Consider the following 18,659-nt stretch of genomic DNA (forward strand, 5'->3'; position numbering starts at 1 on the left):
AACATTTTTTTTGTAAGTTAATTTTAAAAGGACATTTATGGACAAATTATTGTCGGTTCTAATGTGTTGTTTGCTCTGTACTCCTGCGTGGGCTTTAAACAGTTTCAAACTTAATAATATAGCAACTGAGCCGGGTACAATTAACTCGTTTTTTGTAGAAAAAGGCAGTGTGAATTTACCTGTTACTGTTATCCAAGGAGAGCAAGAGGGCCCCGTTTTACTTTTGACTGCAGGTATTCATGGCGATGAATTCCCTGCTATGTTTGCTTTACAGCGGTTAAAAAATGAAATAGACGCAAAGCAGTTGAAAGGAACAGTCGTTATAGTTCATTTAGCTAATTTAGCAGGTTTTCATGGACGTCGAATTGCGTTGAGTCCATTGGATGAAAAAAACTTAAACCGAGAATTTCCAGGTGATATTAATGGTACACATACAGAGCAAGTAGCAGCCTTATTGACAGACGAGTTTATCAGCCGAGCGGACTTTTTAATTGATATGCACTCTGGACGAACTAGTGGCACTTTATTACCGCATGTTTATTCACCTTTCGTGGGTGATAAAAAACTCGATAAGCTTACCTTTGAGTTCGCTAAAGCAACAGGAATGCAGCACATTGTAATGTATGGAGAAAGACCGAGAGATCCGGAGAACTCAATTTCATATCCTAATACAGCGATGACCCGTGGTAAACCAGGTTTAACCACTGAGATTGGGCACTTAGGTCAGCGCAACGAAGAAGATATATTAGCTGATTTAGAAGTTGTTCATAATGCAATGAAGTTTTTAAAGATGTTGCCTGGCTCAGCAAAAGAAAATCCTGCACCAGAAATTTATAACTCACTAACATCAATAGCTAGTCCAGCTGATGGATTTTTCACTGCATCCGCAAAAGTTGGAGATAAAGTCGAAGCGGGAGATACAGTAGCTAGAATTACAGATTACTTTGGAGAGCCAATAGCAACCTTAAAAGCACCTGTTTCAGGCATCGTTTTGATGATAAATCAGAGCCCTCCAATTAAAAAAGGCGAGACACCTGTAACAATAGCAGTTAAATGATTGGTTAGTTGAAATTACTAATACCCAAAGCCACTTCATTTATGAGTGGCTTTTTTTGTGGCTGAAGACTGTAAGTTAGCGAGAGTAAAGTTCCAAGCTGAGCGGTGGGGTTGTTATGTGTGGCGTACCTCTCAGCACTTGCTCTGTTCATTTTTGGGTAGGTTGGGTAGAGCGAAGCGAAACCCAACATAATCCATCCACACCTTCATGACCCTTAATTAATTAAATAACCTAAAGGCTGCCATTGGCCACTATTTTTACTCAGACTCAGAGTTTCTAGGGCATGCTCCTTATTGGTGAAGCTTGTTTGAAATTGAACCACTAAATATTCGCCATTAGGCATTCCGGGTAGTGATGAATATTCTTGTACATCAAAATAAGTACGAGACATTACGCGACCAAGGGGAATACGAAGTTGCTCTAATGCTAAGCGCCATTTTGGCTCTGGTGTGGTTGTCTGAAATATGTGATCTGTTTGCTGCCAACTCTGCAAGTATTCGCCGCTATCAACAAGCTTAAGCCATGCTCTTGCTGTTTCAATTGAAGTTGAATCTTTTGCTTGAGCAAAAAAGCTCATCCATAAACATGTAATCAATAAACATGCTTTAAACGTAAATCCATTTACTGAAACTAATAAAATGTTACGCATAGAATGACCTTACTTAATTCATGGGATGCAGCCATCTTACGTTTGGGTTGGTTAAATTCTATACTAAAAAAGTGCTATGAGAGGGTTGTTGAAATAGCGAATCAATACTTATTTCTTATTTTTTGTTTTTGCTCGTTTTAACTGAGAGTGAAGTGTTTAGGTTTACTTTAAATTATATGCTTTTGTTTTTTAAATATAAAAACTATGTTTCTTTACTGCTTATTTTTTAAAGTAAGCGCTTAAAATATTGTGTTTTTAATGGTTAAGGAAGTTTCGTATTTGCTTGATCGATAATTCAGAGCCCGCATTTTCACTGTGTTTTGCCCCTTTTTAGGGAGGTAAGAGGGAGTTAGCGATGGGAGAGTTACAAGAGTAAAGTTGGCTTTGGCCAGAAATATACTACCCAAATGTTGGGCCTTAGCTATTTGCCGTCACTTGAAACCCCTGATAATGCAAACTACCTTCAACGATGAACCAGCAAGGGTAAACTTTATATGGATAGTTCGCTTAATTCGTTACGAAAAAAAGCTGAAAAAGACCTGAGTAAAGCAACGCTTGATAGCAATGTTGTTTTGGTTGAAGACAGTGATCTTGATTTTACTATTATCAACAAAGTGTTATCACCTCAATATAATGTTAGCCGCTTCTCAACAGCTGAAGCATTGTTAGAGCAATTAGGTGATCTAAAAGTATCACTTTTCTTATTTGATTATCGGTTGCCCGGTATGGACGGTATCGACCTATGTCAAACCATTCGTAGTGTTCCTGCGTTTGAGCATACGCCCGTAATCATGTTGACGGGCGAAAATTATACAAACTTTGAATATAAGTTTTGGGACGCAGGATGTAATGATTTTATTGCTAAACCCTACAGTGCCGTAACACTTCAAAAACGTGTAGAAAAAGAGCTGAAATACAGTGCTTTGCTTGAGCAACATAAAGAAGCATCAATGATTGACTCGCTCACGAAAGTTTTTAATCGACGCTATTTAGAAGTGGTGATGAATCAACTGAGTGCAAGGTACGAGTCACCCGAAGTCTCTGTGTTATTACTGGATATTGATTATTTTAAAAAATATAACGACCGTTATGGCCATTTGGCAGGTGATGCAGCGCTTGTATCAGTTACTAACACTGTGAAAAGAGCATTAGCACGCGACACTGATTTTATTTCACGTTGGGGTGGTGAGGAGTTTGCTGTTGTTCTTCCACACACTAACTATGAAGGCTGTCAGTTGGTGGCAAAACGAATAATAGACCTATTGCACGAAGAGCATTTACCTCATGAAGATTCACCCTGTGGCTACTTAACTATTTCAATTGGCGGGGTGACTGTTCCTGAATCTCCAAGAGATTGGAAGACACTTTTCTTAAAGGCCGACGAAAACCTGTACGAAGCTAAAAAGAGCGGTCGTAATCAATACTGTTTAAAGCCAGAGGTCTGAACTTTATACCAACACATTCATCAATACACCGGGATCGCTTATACCTGCTTCTTTTAGCGCGTCGCTAATTGATTGGCTAAGAGACATTATTTGCGTATGGATTTCCATGACCATTTTGGTCTGTGTTTCAACTTGCACTTTAACCGCTTCATCTTCTTGGTTTTTAAGTGCTTGCAGTTTGGCTAATTGCTCTTTGGCAAGTTCAAGCTGTTCTTTGAGTTTTTCTAGTTGTTCAACCATTTTGCGGATATGCGCAGGGAGTTCGCTAGATACTTCTTCTTTTTGTGTGGGCTCTACTTCACGACCAGAGAGTTTATTCATCTCTTGGCTGCTGAGTTTGTAGCCGACTTTGGAGTTGGTATTACTGCTTGCTTTATCTGCATTTGAGATAGTTAACGCACTTGATAATGAGTTAATAGCCATAATGATTGAGTTAAAAGGTAAAGATAGCTATGTATCGGCAAGGGGTACGTGAGCTTTAGAAAAAAAGCCGGCTTTTTTAACCGGCTTTTCCAGACAACAAATAGTTGAGGTGAGGCAGCTCACCTCACTTTGTTACTCTTGTGCAGCTGCTGCATCAAAGAGTGCTTTTATTTCTTCAGCGCTAATTGCACCGTTGAAAATTTTCAGTTCATCGATAGCACCGTGGTATGGCGTATCCCAGTAGTTAACACCGAGAGCAAACTCATTTGTTTCACCAGGAACCGTGAATACACGTGGGAAGCCATCGGTTTCTAGCTGTAATTCACCGTTAACATACATCTTCAACACATCACCGTTCGTACCATCAACAGTGAATGCAACATGTGTCCATTCTTTTGCTGGAATACGGCTATCTAGTTCAGCATTATCGAAGAAGGCACCGTTATTTGCCCATAAACGAGTTAGCGCTGAGCCTGCCATCGATGGTACATAACTTAACCATGCGTTTGCACTTGCACCTGCGAAGAACGCTGTAGTGTAATCAGTGAAGGTTTCAGGTTTTAACCACATAGATACTGAGTAATCATTGGTCGTGATTAAGTTATCCGGTAAACGAACACCTGAACCTTCTAGGAATACTGCTTGACCCATGATACCGTCAACAAAAGTTACGTTACCACCAGTATTGTTGATGAAACCACCCGTTGGTTTACCCGCTGCATACGCACCGTTTAATGCACTTAGGTCACCTTCGAAGCTGTATTCAGCAGGTGCAAGTGATTTTAAGGTTACATCGAATGACTTAGTATCAGTAAAGTCTTTGTACTTAATAGTTGCAGTTAATGTCACTACTTGGTCGCCAGCAGAGGCGCTAGGTTGAGTAACAACAGCTGTGCCATTAACCGGTTTTAAGTACTCTTCGTTGTTTGACGTCCAGCTAATACCAGATACAAATGGACCTACACGCGGTAACTCAAAGCTTTCACGTACTGCCGATACATCACCTAAATCAAGCGCATCAGTAATGAAGCTCTCAAATTTAGTCGGATCTGTCAGGTTATTGATAGCCGCACCATTGATATCTAAGCCGTTTAGCGCGTAGTCATAAACGATGAATTCATCAATTTGACCTTGGAAAGGTAAGTCCCAACCGTAGTTCACACCCAGCGCAAAGTTACCTGTTTGTGTGCTAAAGAAGTCAGGGCGAGGCATCGAACCTGCACGTACACCATCACGATAAAGTGTTGCAGTGCCATTAGCATAAGTGATGGCAATATGATTCCAATCCATTACCGCTGGTGAGTCAGAGATGATTTGGTTCCACATATCTGTGCCATCATCAGCTAAGTAACGACTCCAAAGCATTGGTGTTGTTGTAAAGTGTGTACTACCTGGGATCAAGCTCATCCAACGTGCATCAGAGGTTGCCGCGAAGAATGTAGGCGTGAAGTTAGTCAGTACAGTTGGCTTAAACCAATACGAAATAGTGTACTCATCGCCTGTTACTAATTCATCAGGTAAACGTACGCCCGTTGCACCGTCAAAGTTAAATGCTTTACCTGTTTGACCTTCTGCGTATGCAGCTGTACCAGCACCCACATTAAACATGTTATTATCTGTTACGCCCGCATCATCAAGGTTACCTAAACCATCACTGAGTGAATCTTCGAATGCATAGTGTGCAATCGCATTTTTAAACTCTGGTCGCGCTTCTAAATTTACATTAAATGTCTTGGTTGCGCTCTCGCCGTTTAAAGAGATATTAGCAGTTAAAGTAACTGCTTTATCACCGCGATCTGGCGTTGGAATAAATACCGAACCTTCACTGGTGATGTAGTACTCATCACTGCTTTCCCAGTTAATTGCAGCACCGTCTTTACCTTTTGTTGGTAATGAGTAGCCTTCGTCTGCAATTGATAATTCAGTTTTAATATCTAGCGCTTCTTGAACAGTACCTAGCACGTTTGCAGTATCCGTAATTTCATCACGTTTACTTGCCCAAATGGTTGCACCTTCGCTTGATGTTGCAGATACAGTGACCGCCATCGCTTTAGTTGCATCATCCCATTGCCATTTAGCCACACCAAAGTACGTACCAGAATCTAACTCAAGCTTAATATTTGAGTCATCAATCATGTACCAGATACCAGGATCATCACCGGTTACTGAGTGATCTTCGTTTAAAGCAATATGCATTGAGCGAATAGCATCTGTATTTACATCGTTACCATGGTTGATAAATTTGTAATAACCATAAAGCTCATCTGCCACAACCATGTTGTCGCCTTCAAGCGGCACATAACGTTGTGGAGAAGCCATAGGCCAACCTAATGAGTTAATGAACATTTCATGTACGCGAACTTGGTGCGCTTCTGAAATGGTTGGGAACTCAGTCGATGTTTGCGGGAAACGCGTATGCGTAACTAAGATATGACGACCTGTCGCTTCATCGTAGTAAGCAGAGTTATGGCCCGGTGATTGGTAGCCCCATGCTGGTGCTGTTTCGCCAAGTTCTTGCGTGTACTCAAAGCCGCCCATTAGTTTTTCGCCGACCTCCAGACCGCCGATAGCTGCAATGTCATTACCTGCGTTATCTAGATAAGGGCCATCCGGTGTTTTTGAGCGAGCAACACGGATGTTGTAGCCACCATTAAGATCAAAACCAGCAACAGAGAAGAATAGGTAGTAGTATTCACTTTCTGGGCTGTACATGACAAATGCACCTTCTATCGCACGGAAGTCACCGCCAACTAGCTTTTTACCATAGCCTTGACCTGCTTCTGGCATACCTGTTTCTTCGTCCATTGCTAGCACGAAAATACCGCCAGAGTATGAGCCGTAAACCATCCAAAGTTTGCCATCAGCATCATAGAAAGCTGCAGGGTCAATGGCGTTAGGATCAACGGCACCATTCCATGTTGTCTGGCCATTATCAAGTGGGTAAGCTGCAAACTCAGCTTCTGTACGATAACCGCTGCGTAAGAAAATACCTTTGTTTGTATACGGACCTTCGATATTGTCAGCTTCAGCTAAACCAAGGTAAGAGCGGTTCCAGCATACTTCATCAACAACATCTGGTGTATCAGGGTTATCTTGTGCACAATGATTATAGTAGAACCAGAACTTGCCATTTGGCGCCTGAATAACATCAGCAGCCCAGTTTCCTGTGAAACCGTCTGTCCATTCAATGCCTTCGGCAATTTCACCTGTGTAGTTGTAATCAAATAATGGGCTTTCATTAACGGCTTCGTTAGCTGAAAGACTCGAAATCATTTCCCAGTTCAAGAGATCAGTCGATTTAGCGGCAGCAAGGTGTGACCCGAAAATATAATATGTGTCGTCGACTTTAACGACAGAAGGATCGTGCACGCTTACATTGGTAACCATTACACTACCTGATTCAGTGTATTCAACACTGCTGCTTACAGTCGGTTTTGCACTTTGCGGGTCGGCAACCGCTGGTGCTGTGTCAAGCTTAGTACCATCTTCTTTGCCACAACCTGTCACAGCCAAAGAGCAGGCTATGACCATGGCTAATTTATTTAATTTCATTTTATGTGTCCTCTTGAAACTGGGATTCATTTTTTTATTCGATTGTTGTCAATAAAATTGCCGCGCGCCTATATCAAACTAATAAGAACGTAGTATTGTAATTTTATAGTACGATTTAAAATGTGCAAATACTTTTGCAAAGGTAATTGATATGTAAACATGAAGTATCAATGTTTACAATATGTACAGCGTGATTTTAATTTTTTCAAGTTGCCATTTTTGGCGTTTTTTTCGCTGTTTTTGCGTTATTAGGGAAGTTTTTTGCTTATCTGAAAGTGGGGATTTTCCGTTAAATTTGCTTATTTGTATTACATTTGAGCATTAAAAAGGGCTCTTAAAGAGCCCTTTTTGATATTACTTGTCTTGTTTACTCAGACCTTCAGTGGTCATGATAATGCGCTTAAGTGTGCCATCTTCGTTGTAGTAAAGTGGCTCAATCGCCACTGAACGACGAAAACGCCCGCCACTTGGTTTGCCATCAATCGGTGGTACGGCACCCGTATGGTAAATAAAGTAGTCTTTACCTTTGTATTCGATAATTGATTGGTGGTTGGTTTCGCTGTTACCGGCTATCTCATTCAAGATACCTTTATATTCCCACGGTCCATGAATGCTTTTGCTCATGGCATAACAGATCTTCTCTGGGAACTCACACGCGTACGAAACATAGTAATTGTCGTTTTTCTTATGAACCCATAGCGCTTCGGTAAAGTTTGGTAAATCAAGCGTTTTAATTTCACCATCAAGAGACAGTAAGTCGTCGCTCAGCTTTACGTATTTTGGCATTAGGTTACCAAAGAACATATAAGTATCGCCGTTTTCTTCTGTATAAATAGCCGGGTCGATATCGTCCCAATCATTTGGCGTGTGCTTGGTCATATCATCAGTAACAAGCGCATGGCCAATGGCGTCTTTAAATGGGCCTGTCGGTGACTTAGACGTTGCAACACCAATTGCAAAACCTGGTTTTGTATCGTTGTGGCGAACTGTGGTAAAGAAATAGAAAGTGCCATCACGCTCAATCATGTGTGAAGCCCATGCTTCACCTTTAGCCCATTTAAAGTCTGTTGCTTTCATGATTGGGCCGTGTTTTTTCCAGTTCACCATATCTGTTGATGAAAAGGCTAACCAGTCGTGCATTTCAAAAAACACGTCATTATTAGGGGCTTCATCATGGCCTGTATAAAGGTATACGGTGTCATTGTGAACAAGTGCCGCAGGGTCTGCAGTAAATACATCGGTAAATAATGGGTTTTGTGCAACAGCTAAGCTGCTCGAAAAAAGTAATGGTAGCGCCAACGCTTTCAATTTCTTCATGAGTGTCCTCTGTGACTAATAATTGTTGTTCGAACTGCAGCTTTTGTACTTAGAGCTCGCTCTAAATGACCAGATAATACACAGTGTATGCCTGATTATACTGAGTAACTGATTGTTTACATCGAAACAAACCAGTAAAAGTGCAGCAAAAAATAACTCTATATTGTATTATTGTATTTTTATCATAGTAGCATCAAAATACGCCGGGTAAATAACTTGTTAGCCCTTTTTTGTCGCTCTGGATGAACTAAAGACAAATTAAACAAGCAAACAAATAAACGCTAAGTGACTGATAATAATGGGTCTATATAAATTCCCAAAATAAAAACGCAGCCCTTTTTGAGTTTGTAACGTGTTATAATTACAACGTTTTTTGTAAACATAATGGCACTAATTTTAATTTGGCTTTTTGAGTTGACTGTTAAATAATCATACAATATGATTAAAGTTCAGACAGCAATGTATTAACATAATAAAATGTAGACACACTCGCGCACCGTTTTGACAACACACGATGCACAATGCAGTGGTCACTCTTCGGTAACTGAATGGGGAAAGTTCAGCGGACCGATATAACTATAATTTGGAGAACACCGCTTATGTTTAAAAGAACACACATAGCCAGTGCTGTAGTTATGGCATTTACCTGTCAATTTGCTTTTGCACAGGAGGAAGCACCAAACACTCCTGAGAATAACGTCGATGAGATGGAGGTTATTCAAGTATCAGGTATTCGCGGCAGTTTAAACAAAGCGCTAGATGAAAAACGTGCAAGCGTTCAAATCGTGGATGCAATTGTTGCTGAAGATATTGGTAAATTCCCTGATAACAACGTAGTTGAAGCACTACAACGTGTGACAGGTGTACAAACAACAGGCCGTGGTGCTGGTGAAGTAAGTGCGGTTTCAATCCGTGGTCTTACTGATGTTAATACCACAGTTAATGGCCGCGCTATCTTTACAGGTGCGGGTCGTGATGTGGCGCTGCAAGACATTCCTGCAAGTTTACTTTCAGGCGTAACAGTTTATAAAACCCGTTCGGCGGATCAAATTGAACGTGGTATCGCAGGTGCGATTGATATTAAAACCCACCGTCCTTTCAACTTCGAAGGTGAAAAAGTTGTTTTAGCGGCACGTGCGATTTACTCAGATCAACCAGATGAAGTTGATCCAAATATCAGTGCATTACTTTCTAATCGTTGGGAAATCGACGGTGCTGGTGAGTTTGGTGCACTTTTCAATATTTCTTATGCTGAAACACATTACCGCGATGACACCATTACAGCGGGTGCAGCGTTCCCATTTTTTACTGATAAACCACAGTACAACTACTCACCGTACTCACGTGTACCAAACGAATTTTGGACTCAAGGTACTGAGTTAGGTCTACCGACAGCGGCTGGTTCTACTTTAGACGTAAATGGTGAGCCAACTGAATACCTATTAGCACGTGATGCTATTTTTGGTACTTCATTCACTGGTCTTCGTAAGCGTCCTGCTGCGTCTGTCTCTTTACAGTGGGCACCAGATGAAACCCTAGAAATCACAGCTGAAGGTTTCTACACAGGTTACGAAAACGAATCGCAAAACGCGATGTGGTTCTCAAATACATTCGAAAACGGTAACGGCTTCATTGAAACACCAACTGTGTTTGATGGCACTAATGTGGTTAAAGAAAAGCAAGCGATTGGCGCTGGCGGTTTCCAAAGTGGTGACTTTTCATATGGTAAAACAGATAGCTACTTATATGCGCTAGGTGCAGAGTGGCAAGCAAGCGATTACCTAACCATTAATACAGAAGTTGTTTACCAAGACAGTGAGTACGAAACAGATTTCTTCGCAATGCGTTTTGATCGTGTAGCGACGGGTCTTGACGTTGATTTTAATGATAAAGACGGCGTACCAGGCATCGCGTTTTGGGATAACCCAAACACAGCGGTAAACGAAGCAGATATGGCTGCTATCGAAAACTGGAATGCTGGCACTATTTATGACAATGGCGGCGGTAACGCGGGTGATGCATTAACTTTCACATTTGATGCTGAATACCTAATTGGTGGTACTTATTTTGATAAAGTGAAATTCGGTGGCCGTTACGAAAAACGTACTGCGCAAGAGTACACGCGTGGTCAAGATACTGGCATTGCAAACACATCTGTAGCTAGCTTAATTGAGCAATTAGCTGCAGCTGGGGCATCTGGTGATGGTTCTGGTATTGTGTTCCAAGTTGATGATTATTTCGATGGCCGTGCTGACGTCTTCGACAGCTTTGTAACTGCTGACGGTGGTTACATGCTAGATAACGGTGATGCTGTTCGTAGCGTATACGGCCTTGAAGCTGAAGACGTATACAAAACTTTTGATATCGAAGAAAACTCATACGCGCTATATGCCACAACTAACTTCTTCTTAACTGAAGATATCAGCGGTGAGTTTGGTTTACGTTATGTAAGCTACGAGCAAGATATGGATTTTATTGCTGAATCTGGCGGCATGAACTCAAATGTATTTGAAGAAAGCTCAGCAAGTGCTGATAGCAGCGCATTACTACCAAGCTTAGTACTTAACTGGAATATCACTGATGATGTAGTGGGCCGTGTAGCGTACACAGAAACATTACGTATGCCTAACTTTGCTGACTTAAACGCGCTGCAATACTGGTACGATCCATTAACAGAAGGTGCTACATACGGTACTGGTACGGGTGGTAACCCAGAGCTTAAACCAACAGAATCAAAGAACTATGACGTATCACTTGAATGGTACTTCGCAGATACAAGTTCACTTTACGCAGCTTACTTTTACCGTGAAATTGAAGGCTTAGTTGTTGCGGGTCGTAAGCAAGTAGTGCGCGAAGGCGATGATGGCGTAACACGCCCATATGTATTAAGTGCACCAGTGAATGCTTCAAACGGTGAACTGTCTGGTTTAGAAGTTGGTTTAGTTTACTTCCCAGAAAACTTACCAGAGTACTTAAACGGTTTTGGTGTGCAAGCAAGCTATACGATGCTTGACTCAGAGCAAGATACACCTGAATTCAATGAGCTAGGTGAAATCTCTGGTTATGTTGATTCACAAATGGCAGGTGTTTCTGATGAATCGTACAGCATCGTAGGTATCTACGAGCGTGATTCATTCGATATGCGTTTATCTTATGTATGGCGTTCTGAGTTCTACACAGGTAACGAAGCGGCAATCTTTGCTAACCCGATTCAGTTTTGGAATCGTCCTGAGCAAAGCTTAGACTTCCAATTTAGCTACAATGTGAATGATGACTTTGTTGTAACCTTTGATGCAACAAACATCCTCGACGACGTATATCAAAGCTACTACGGTGAAGGTAACGACAACCTATTTAACTTTGGTAACGGTATCTACTCACGTACATTCGCACTAGGTGCGCGTTATTCTTTCTAAATTTCTTTTATAGACCTAAAAACCCCGGCTTAGCTGGGGTTTTTTATTGCTGAAAAGCAAGCGTTTGTTATCGGTCGAAAAGAGTTGCGATTTAATAAGTATGATAATACTATGAATTAGATTAGCATTAAATTTACAAAAATAACGAACGCTATGGCCAAGCTGTGTAATATCTAAGGCTGTAAATTTATTTGATACGCAATGTTGAGGGTTTTCGACATTGCTTGAAATAGTGAGTTGCGACTCATTATTGACCAATTAGGGTGTTGTTGTATGGAATCTCAAAAGTTATCCGTTGTAGAAAAGGTCGGCTTTGGCGCCGGCGACATGGCAGTAAATGTCATGGTTGCAGCGTTATTCTATTTTATGTCTTTCTTTTACACCGATATCTACGGACTTGATCCGGTTGATATGGGTGTGTTGTTCTTAGTGGCGCGTTTTGTTGATGCCTTTACCGATCCATTAATGGGGGTGATCACCGACAAAGTGAAAACCCGTTGGGGTCAGTTCCGGCATTGGTTCTTATTTTTATCTGTGCCTTATGGTTTATCGGTCGTACTGTTATTTAACACGCCTGATTTCGACTACAACATGAAGTTAGCTTGGGCTTATGCCACGTACTTGTTTGCGACCTTGATGTTTACCGGTGTTGCTATTCCTTATATCTCTTACATTGGTGTATTAACTGCCGATCCTAAAGAGCGTTTGTCAGCTAATGGTTACCGTATGTTCTTCGCTAAGATTGCCAATGTGGTGATTGTATTTTCAGTGCCGCTACTTGCCTCATATTGGGGAGATGGCAGCTTGTCGTATGGTTATAAACTGGCAATGGCATTGGTATCGGCATGTGCCGTAGCACTATTTTTGTTTTGCTTCTTTACTACTCGCGAACGTATTACCCATGAGCCACAAACCGAAGGCGTACTTACGCAATTAAAAGTACTTATTAAAAACGACCAATGGTTACTACTGTGTGCAGCATGTGTGCTTGGTACGCTTGGCTATGCGATTCGTGGCAGTGTTGCTATGTATTACGCAACCTATTACTTAAGTGTACCAGATTTAGCAGGTGCCTTTACCAGTGCAGGTATTGCAGCATCTATTGTCTCAATGGTGGCAAGTACGTGGATCACCCAGCGTTACTGTAAAATGAAGCTATTCCGTCAATCACAAATTGCCGTGCTATTTATTTCATTACTAATGTACTTTGTAGTGCAGCCTGGCGATGTAATGACGGCGTTTGTGCTTTATATCATCTTGTCATTTGTGGTTGATTTACATGCGCCAGTGTTCTGGTCTGCCATTGCTGAAGCCGTTGATTACGGTGAAATTAAAGACGGCGTTCGTGCATCGGGCCTATCGTTTGGTGGTATTTCATTCTGCCAAAAAGCCGGGGGCGGTTTAGCGGGCTTAGCTGGTGGTTTATTACTGGCATTTTTTGAGTACAAGCCTAACGTTGAGCAAACCGAATTTACCCTAATGGGCTTAGCACTGATGCTAACTATCATTCCTGGTGTATTCCACGCCTTGCTAGGTCTGATCTTGAAAAAATACAAAATTACCGATGAGTACTATACGGATATGGTTATTCATAAACGCCTACCAAAATAACCACTCTTTAAACGCACACACTAAATAAGTGTGTGCGCTTTGCTCTTTAAAATAACAATTCGCTGGGAGACAACAGTATGAACACATTCAAAGTTAGCTATTTGGCAAGCGTTTGCGCTGCAATATTAACTGTGACCGGTTGCAGTGAGCTGCCAACAGACAGTAAACAAGCCGCTTCTGTGGAGCATGCTGAACATACCAGCGAACAACATTTATTTGCCCTAAATCAAGTAAGTTTAAGCGCCAGCCCGTTTTTACATGCGCAGCAAACGAATGTGCGTTATTTATTAGCTCTTCATCCTGATCAGCTGCTTGCTCCTTACCTGCGTGAAGCCGGCCTTGAGCCAAAAGCGCCTAACTATGGCAACTGGGAAAGCACTGGCCTTGATGGCCATATTGGTGGTCATTACCTTTCTGCCTTGAGTCTTGCGTGGGCAGCCACCGGTGACGAAGAATTAAAGCAGCGTTTAGATTATATGCTAAGCGAGCTGGAGCGCGCCCAACAAGCCACAGGTGGTTACTTAGGTGGTATTCCAAATGGCGATGAAATGTGGCAGCAGATTGAAAAGGGTGAAATCAAAGCCGACTTATTTAGCTTAAATGACCGCTGGGTACCGCTTTATAACATCGATAAAATTTTCCATGGCTTGCGTGATGCATATGACGTAGCCGGTAGTGATAAAGCCAAACAAATGCTATTTAAGTTAGGCGAATGGTTCTTAGCGACCACTGCAAAGCTAACTGATGAACAAGTTCAACAAATGCTGTATTCAGAGCATGGTGGCTTAAATGATGTGTTTGCTGACATGTACTTTATTAGTGATGATGAGCGCTACTTAAAGCTAGCCCGCCAGTTTTCTCATAACATCATTATCGAACCTTTATTACACAAAGAAGATAAGTTAACGGGCCTGCATGCCAATACGCAAATTCCAAAAATTATTGGCATGTTGAAAGTAGCAAATGCCAGCGATGATGAAGCATGGCAGCAAGGTGCTGACTTTTTCTGGAATACAGTGAGCCAAGAGCGCTCAGTATCAATTGGCGGTAACTCAGTACGTGAGCATTTTCATGATAAAAGTGACTTCACGCCAATGGTTGAAGATGTTGAAGGCCCAGAAACCTGCAACACTTACAACATGATGAAACTGAGTAAGTTATTGTTCTTAAAAACCGGTGATACGCGTTATTTAGACTATTATGAGCGCGCCACATATAACCATATTTTATCGTCACAACACCCAGAGCATGGCGGTCTTGTTTACTTTACCTCAATGCGCCCTGGGCATTACCGCATGTATTCGTCAGTGCAAGATTCAATGTGGTGCTGCGTAGGCTCAGGTATTGAGAATCACAGCAAATATGGTGAGCTGATTTATAGCAATACCGGTAAAGAGCTATGGGTGAACTTGTTTATTCCAAGCACGTTAAATTGGCAACAGCAGGGTTTGCAGATCACGCAAGACAGCCAATTTCCAGATGATAACAAGGTTTCACTGACCGTGAATCGTTTGTCTGAGGGGCAAAGTGCTGAGTCGGTAATTCATATTCGTAAACCGTCTTGGCAGCAAGGTGAGCTGAGCTTTACTTTAAATGGACAAGCTGTAAGCGCAACCGAAAAAGACGGTTATTACAGTATCAGCCATGCATGGCAAAGCGGTGATAAGCTTGCCTTTGAGCTTAGTCCTAAGCTTTATACTGAGCAGCTACCTGATGGCCAGCATTATTACTCTGTGATGTATGGGCCTGTTGTAATGGCTACCAAAGTACAAGCATTTGCAAATGAGCAGCTTAACTTTGTTGCCGATAATAGCCGCATGGGCCACATCGCCGCAGGGCCGACCTGTCCGCCAGAAGCTCTGCCAATAATGCTGAGCGAGCCAGAAAAATTTATTGCCGATCTCACTCGTAAACCGGGCCAAGAGCTCGCATTTATCGCCGATAAAAATGTGGCGATTGCCAAGCAAGGTATCGATAACACTAAGAGCACAGAGCTAATTCCGTTCTTCCGCTTACACGATAGTCGCTATCAAGTGTATTGGCCGCAGCAAAGCGAAGCTGAGTTCACGCAATTTGTTGCCGATGCAAAAGCGGCTGAGCAAGCGAAAGAGCAGCTTCGTTTATTAACCGTTGATCAAATTACGCCGGGTGAGCAACAACCTGAAGTCGAACACGACTTTAAAGGTGAAGGAACTCGTGCGGGTGTTAATAATGGTCATCATTGGCGCGATGCGACAGGTTGGTTTGAGTATCAGCTTAGCAACCCAGAACAAAAAGCGGTTGCTTTGCGTGTTCGCTATTTTATTGGCGATGTAGATCGTCATTTCTCAATTAATTTAAATGGTGAGCAATTAGCTGCGGTTAGTTTGCCTGTAGGCAAGCCGACTGATGAGTTCTACACCATTGATTATCCATTAACAGAGGCAATGAAAAAGTCGAAAACGCTTACCTTACGTTTTGCTGCCGACAAAGACTCTGTTGCCGGTGGTATCTATGGTATTCGTTTAATCAACGCACAATAAAGAGTTGGCTATGTTAAGCAACAATGTGTTTGCGACGGCTAAAGAGCATGTTTTACCGTCGCTTTTAGATAACAGCGCTGAGCAACACAGCTTTTACCAAACGCCGACAGGGCTCGGTTATAGAGTGATTGAGCAAGGTCAGGGGGATAAACCTAGTTGGGATGCCACTGTGACTGTGCATCAACGCGTTACCCTTACAAATGGTCGGGTGTTATTTGATACTCGAAAGCAAGGTGCTGCTGTAGAGTACGAAATTGCAGAGGCGATTGTGGGCTTGCAAGAAGCGTTGCAACTAATGAATAAAGGCAGCCGCTTTGAGGTGCTAATACCTGCGCATTTGGCGCGTGATGTGTACAGCGCATTTATTGAAGAAAAGCATCAGCAAGGCTGCCAAAGCCCCATGCTCGTTGATATTACCTTGGTTGATTTAAGTTGATAACACCTACTTTCAACCTCAAACGAGGTCATTAAAGCAAATAAAAAAACCTGCAATTTGCAGGTTTTTTTGGTTTGAATAATTACTTTGTGAGCTTGGTTTTGAGCTTATTTAGGTCGGCGGGGTTAACAACCGGCCAATCGTTTTTCCAGCTCATAGGTAAAATACGTAGCTTTTGCACGCCGTTGTCGGCGGTTTCGTAGGCGTGTAATACTAAATAGTCTTTGCCATCAAAGGTGTATGCAGCATTGTGGCCAAGAGCAGCCCAATCTTTGTTACCTTCAATAACTAAACTGCCACCGCCATCAACCATAGAGCGACCTTGTTGATCTAAATATGGGCCTTCGATGTTTTTACTGCGGCCTACGCGCACGTTGTAAGTACTCTCAACGCCACGGCAGCATTTATCAAACGAAACAAACAAGTAGTAATAGCCGTTCTTTTTAAAGATATAAGGTGCTTCAATTGGGCCATGTTCCGTGTTTGGGCGACTCGCAATGTGGTGCCATTTTTCAGGTTTTGCTAAGCGCACCATGTCATCATCAAGTTGTACTAGTTTAAGACCACCCCAGAACGAACCAAAGCTCATCCACGGTGTACCATTCTCATCTTCGATAATCGCAGGGTCGATCGCGTTCCAATCGTCACGCTCAGGCACTGATTCAACCACTATGCCGTAGTCAATCCACTTGTAATCAGGTGATGATGGGTCAAGGGTTTCGTTAATCGTTACACCAATTGCTGAGGTGTTTTTGCCAAATGCAGAGACTGAGTAATAAAGGTAAAACTTACCATTTTTCTCATACACATCAGGTGCCCATAAGTGGCCATCAAAGCTTGGTGAAATACGCTTTGCCCAACTTGGCTCGTCTTTAAATACCCGGCCTGTAAGTTTCCAGTTGGTTAAATCTTTAGATTCATAATAGGTAATACCAGGGCCTGTGCTAAATACATAATATGTATCGCCTTCTTTCGCCATCACTGGGTCGTGTACTTCAACTTGCTTTGCAGATACGGCTGCGGCAGAAAAAAGTAGCCCTGTTGAAAGCCACTTCATCGCTTGTGTCACGTTACTTACGGGTCTCATGCTTGAATACCTTTTGTTGTTTTAACTCTTGTGTTCATCCAGCTACTATATAATATGTAATACAATATTAACAATAAAATCGAGACGAAATACAGGACACATTATGCTCAAAAAAATATCTCGGCTAACGCTTGTTAGTGCGTTAAGCGCCTCGTCATTGTCAGCCCTTGCTGATGCTAATAGTAGCAAGACTTTAGCGCCAATTGATAACCCCATTGTACTTAAACGTGCCGATCCTTGGTTAGTTCGTGATGAAAAAAGTGGCTGTTACACGTTTATAGGTAGTTCGCCGAAATTTGATGAAATTGAGCTGCGCCAAGCTTGTCGTTTAAACGACTTAAAATTAGCTGAGCCGAAGGTTATTTGGCAAAAGCGCGATAAAGGCCCAATGAGTGTCAATATTTGGGCCCCTGAGTTACATAAGATTGATGGCAGTTGGTATATCTACTTCGCCGCAGGTGATATCGAAAAGCCGTTCAGTATTCGCATGTATGCACTTAAAAACGACAGTGCTAACCCAATGCAAGGTGAGTGGCAAGAAATGGGGCAAGTCACCAGCCACCTTGATAGTTTTTCGCTTGATGCCACAAGTTTTACGCATAAGGGTAAGCGTTACATGATTTGGGCGCAGCAGAACCAGCCTGCAACTTATAACTCAGCTTTATGGTTAGCTGAAATGGACTCACCAACATCAATTAAAGAACCCATTATCGCGATTACTGAGCCAACTCTTGATTGGGAAGTGCAAGGTTATAAGGTAAACGAAGGTGCTGCTGTTATCACTCATGGCGATAAAATATTTGTCACTTATTCAGCCAGCGCTACCGATCATCGATATGCAATGGGCTTACTATGGGCAGATGTGAATGCTGACTTACTTGACCCTGCTAGCTGGCATAAAAAGGCAGAGCCGGTGTTTACTACCAATGCTGAGTTGGGTCGTTTTGGCCCTGGACACAACAGTTTTGTGAAAGCTGAAGATGGGATAACCGATTTAATGATTTATCACAGCCGTGACTATAAAGAGCTCAAAGGCACACCACTTACAGATCCTAACCGCCATGCGCGAGCACGTATTATTACGTGGGATAAAAATGGCTTTCCTGTGTTCTCACCTGAACTCGCTGACTAAAAAAGGGCGCCA

12 protein-coding genes are annotated in these 18,659 nt (G+C 42.2%); 7 read left to right on the forward strand and 5 right to left on the reverse strand.

The window, feature by feature from the left end:
• The first annotated feature begins 37 nt into the window (after nt 1-37).
• Nucleotides 38-1,057: a succinylglutamate desuccinylase/aspartoacylase family protein gene (locus L1267_RS12690; RefSeq protein ID WP_235383095.1), complete on the forward strand. Its 1,020-nt coding sequence runs from the start codon at nt 38-40 to the stop codon at nt 1,055-1,057.
• Between the two features lie 214 nt (nt 1,058-1,271).
• Here L1267_RS12690 and L1267_RS12695 read toward each other — a convergent pair whose 3' ends face one another.
• Nucleotides 1,272-1,706: a DUF4019 domain-containing protein gene (locus tag L1267_RS12695; RefSeq protein WP_235383096.1), complete on the reverse strand. Its 435-nt coding sequence runs from the start codon at nt 1,704-1,706 to the stop codon at nt 1,272-1,274.
• Nucleotides 1,707-2,200: 494 nt separating this feature from the next.
• Here L1267_RS12695 and L1267_RS12700 point away from each other — a divergent pair, with 494 nt between their 5' ends.
• The gene (locus L1267_RS12700) at nt 2,201-3,151 is read left to right on the forward strand and encodes a GGDEF domain-containing response regulator (protein ID WP_138557851.1); all 951 of its coding nucleotides are present in this window, start codon (nt 2,201-2,203) and stop codon (nt 3,149-3,151) included.
• Between the two features lie 3 nt (nt 3,152-3,154).
• On the opposite strand, the gene L1267_RS12705 is transcribed toward L1267_RS12700, so the two are convergent.
• The 3 genes from L1267_RS12705 to L1267_RS12715 all read right to left on the reverse strand — a co-directional run bounded on the left by L1267_RS12705 (nt 3,155) and on the right by L1267_RS12715 (nt 8,443).
• Nucleotides 3,155-3,574 carry a hypothetical protein gene (locus tag L1267_RS12705; RefSeq protein ID WP_235383097.1) on the reverse strand — a complete coding sequence of 140 codons (420 nt, stop codon included), beginning with the start codon at nt 3,572-3,574 and terminating at the stop codon, nt 3,155-3,157.
• A 132-nt stretch (nt 3,575-3,706) separates the two neighbouring features.
• Nucleotides 3,707-7,126 carry a LamG-like jellyroll fold domain-containing protein gene (locus L1267_RS12710; RefSeq protein ID WP_235383098.1) on the reverse strand — a complete coding sequence of 1,140 codons (3,420 nt, stop codon included), beginning with the start codon at nt 7,124-7,126 and terminating at the stop codon, nt 3,707-3,709.
• Nucleotides 7,127-7,480: 354 nt separating this feature from the next.
• Nucleotides 7,481-8,443 carry a glycoside hydrolase family 43 protein gene (locus L1267_RS12715; protein ID WP_054562986.1) on the reverse strand — a complete coding sequence of 321 codons (963 nt, stop codon included), beginning with the start codon at nt 8,441-8,443 and terminating at the stop codon, nt 7,481-7,483.
• Between the two features lie 599 nt (nt 8,444-9,042).
• Between L1267_RS12715 and L1267_RS12720 the strand changes: the two genes are divergently transcribed.
• The 4 genes from L1267_RS12720 to L1267_RS12735 all read left to right on the forward strand — a co-directional run bounded on the left by L1267_RS12720 (nt 9,043) and on the right by L1267_RS12735 (nt 16,428).
• Nucleotides 9,043-11,859, forward strand: a complete 2,817-nt coding sequence (locus tag L1267_RS12720) for a TonB-dependent receptor (protein ID WP_235383099.1) — start codon at nt 9,043-9,045, stop codon at nt 11,857-11,859.
• A gap of 273 nt (nt 11,860-12,132) precedes the next feature.
• Nucleotides 12,133-13,470: an MFS transporter gene (locus L1267_RS12725; protein ID WP_235383100.1), complete on the forward strand. Its 1,338-nt coding sequence runs from the start codon at nt 12,133-12,135 to the stop codon at nt 13,468-13,470.
• A 77-nt stretch (nt 13,471-13,547) separates the two neighbouring features.
• The gene (locus L1267_RS12730; protein ID WP_235383101.1) at nt 13,548-15,992 is read left to right on the forward strand and encodes a glycoside hydrolase family 127 protein; all 2,445 of its coding nucleotides are present in this window, start codon (nt 13,548-13,550) and stop codon (nt 15,990-15,992) included.
• A gap of 10 nt (nt 15,993-16,002) precedes the next feature.
• Nucleotides 16,003-16,428 (forward strand): FKBP-type peptidyl-prolyl cis-trans isomerase, encoded by a 426-nt coding sequence (locus L1267_RS12735; RefSeq protein ID WP_235383102.1) that lies wholly within the window; start codon nt 16,003-16,005, stop codon nt 16,426-16,428.
• A gap of 82 nt (nt 16,429-16,510) precedes the next feature.
• Here L1267_RS12735 and L1267_RS12740 read toward each other — a convergent pair whose 3' ends face one another.
• A complete protein-coding gene (locus tag L1267_RS12740) occupies nt 16,511-17,515 on the reverse strand; it encodes an arabinan endo-1,5-alpha-L-arabinosidase (protein WP_442960562.1) in 1,005 nt (334 codons plus the stop codon).
• Nucleotides 17,516-17,618: 103 nt separating this feature from the next.
• Between L1267_RS12740 and L1267_RS12745 the strand changes: the two genes are divergently transcribed.
• Entirely contained in the window at nt 17,619-18,647 is a 1,029-nt protein-coding gene (locus tag L1267_RS12745; protein ID WP_138557843.1) for a glycoside hydrolase family 43 protein, read from the forward strand.
• Nucleotides 18,648-18,659: the final 12 nt, after the last annotated feature.

Source organism: Pseudoalteromonas sp. OFAV1, assembly GCF_021532595.1.
GTDB classification, from domain to species: Bacteria; Pseudomonadota; Gammaproteobacteria; order Enterobacterales; family Alteromonadaceae; genus Pseudoalteromonas; species Pseudoalteromonas lipolytica_C.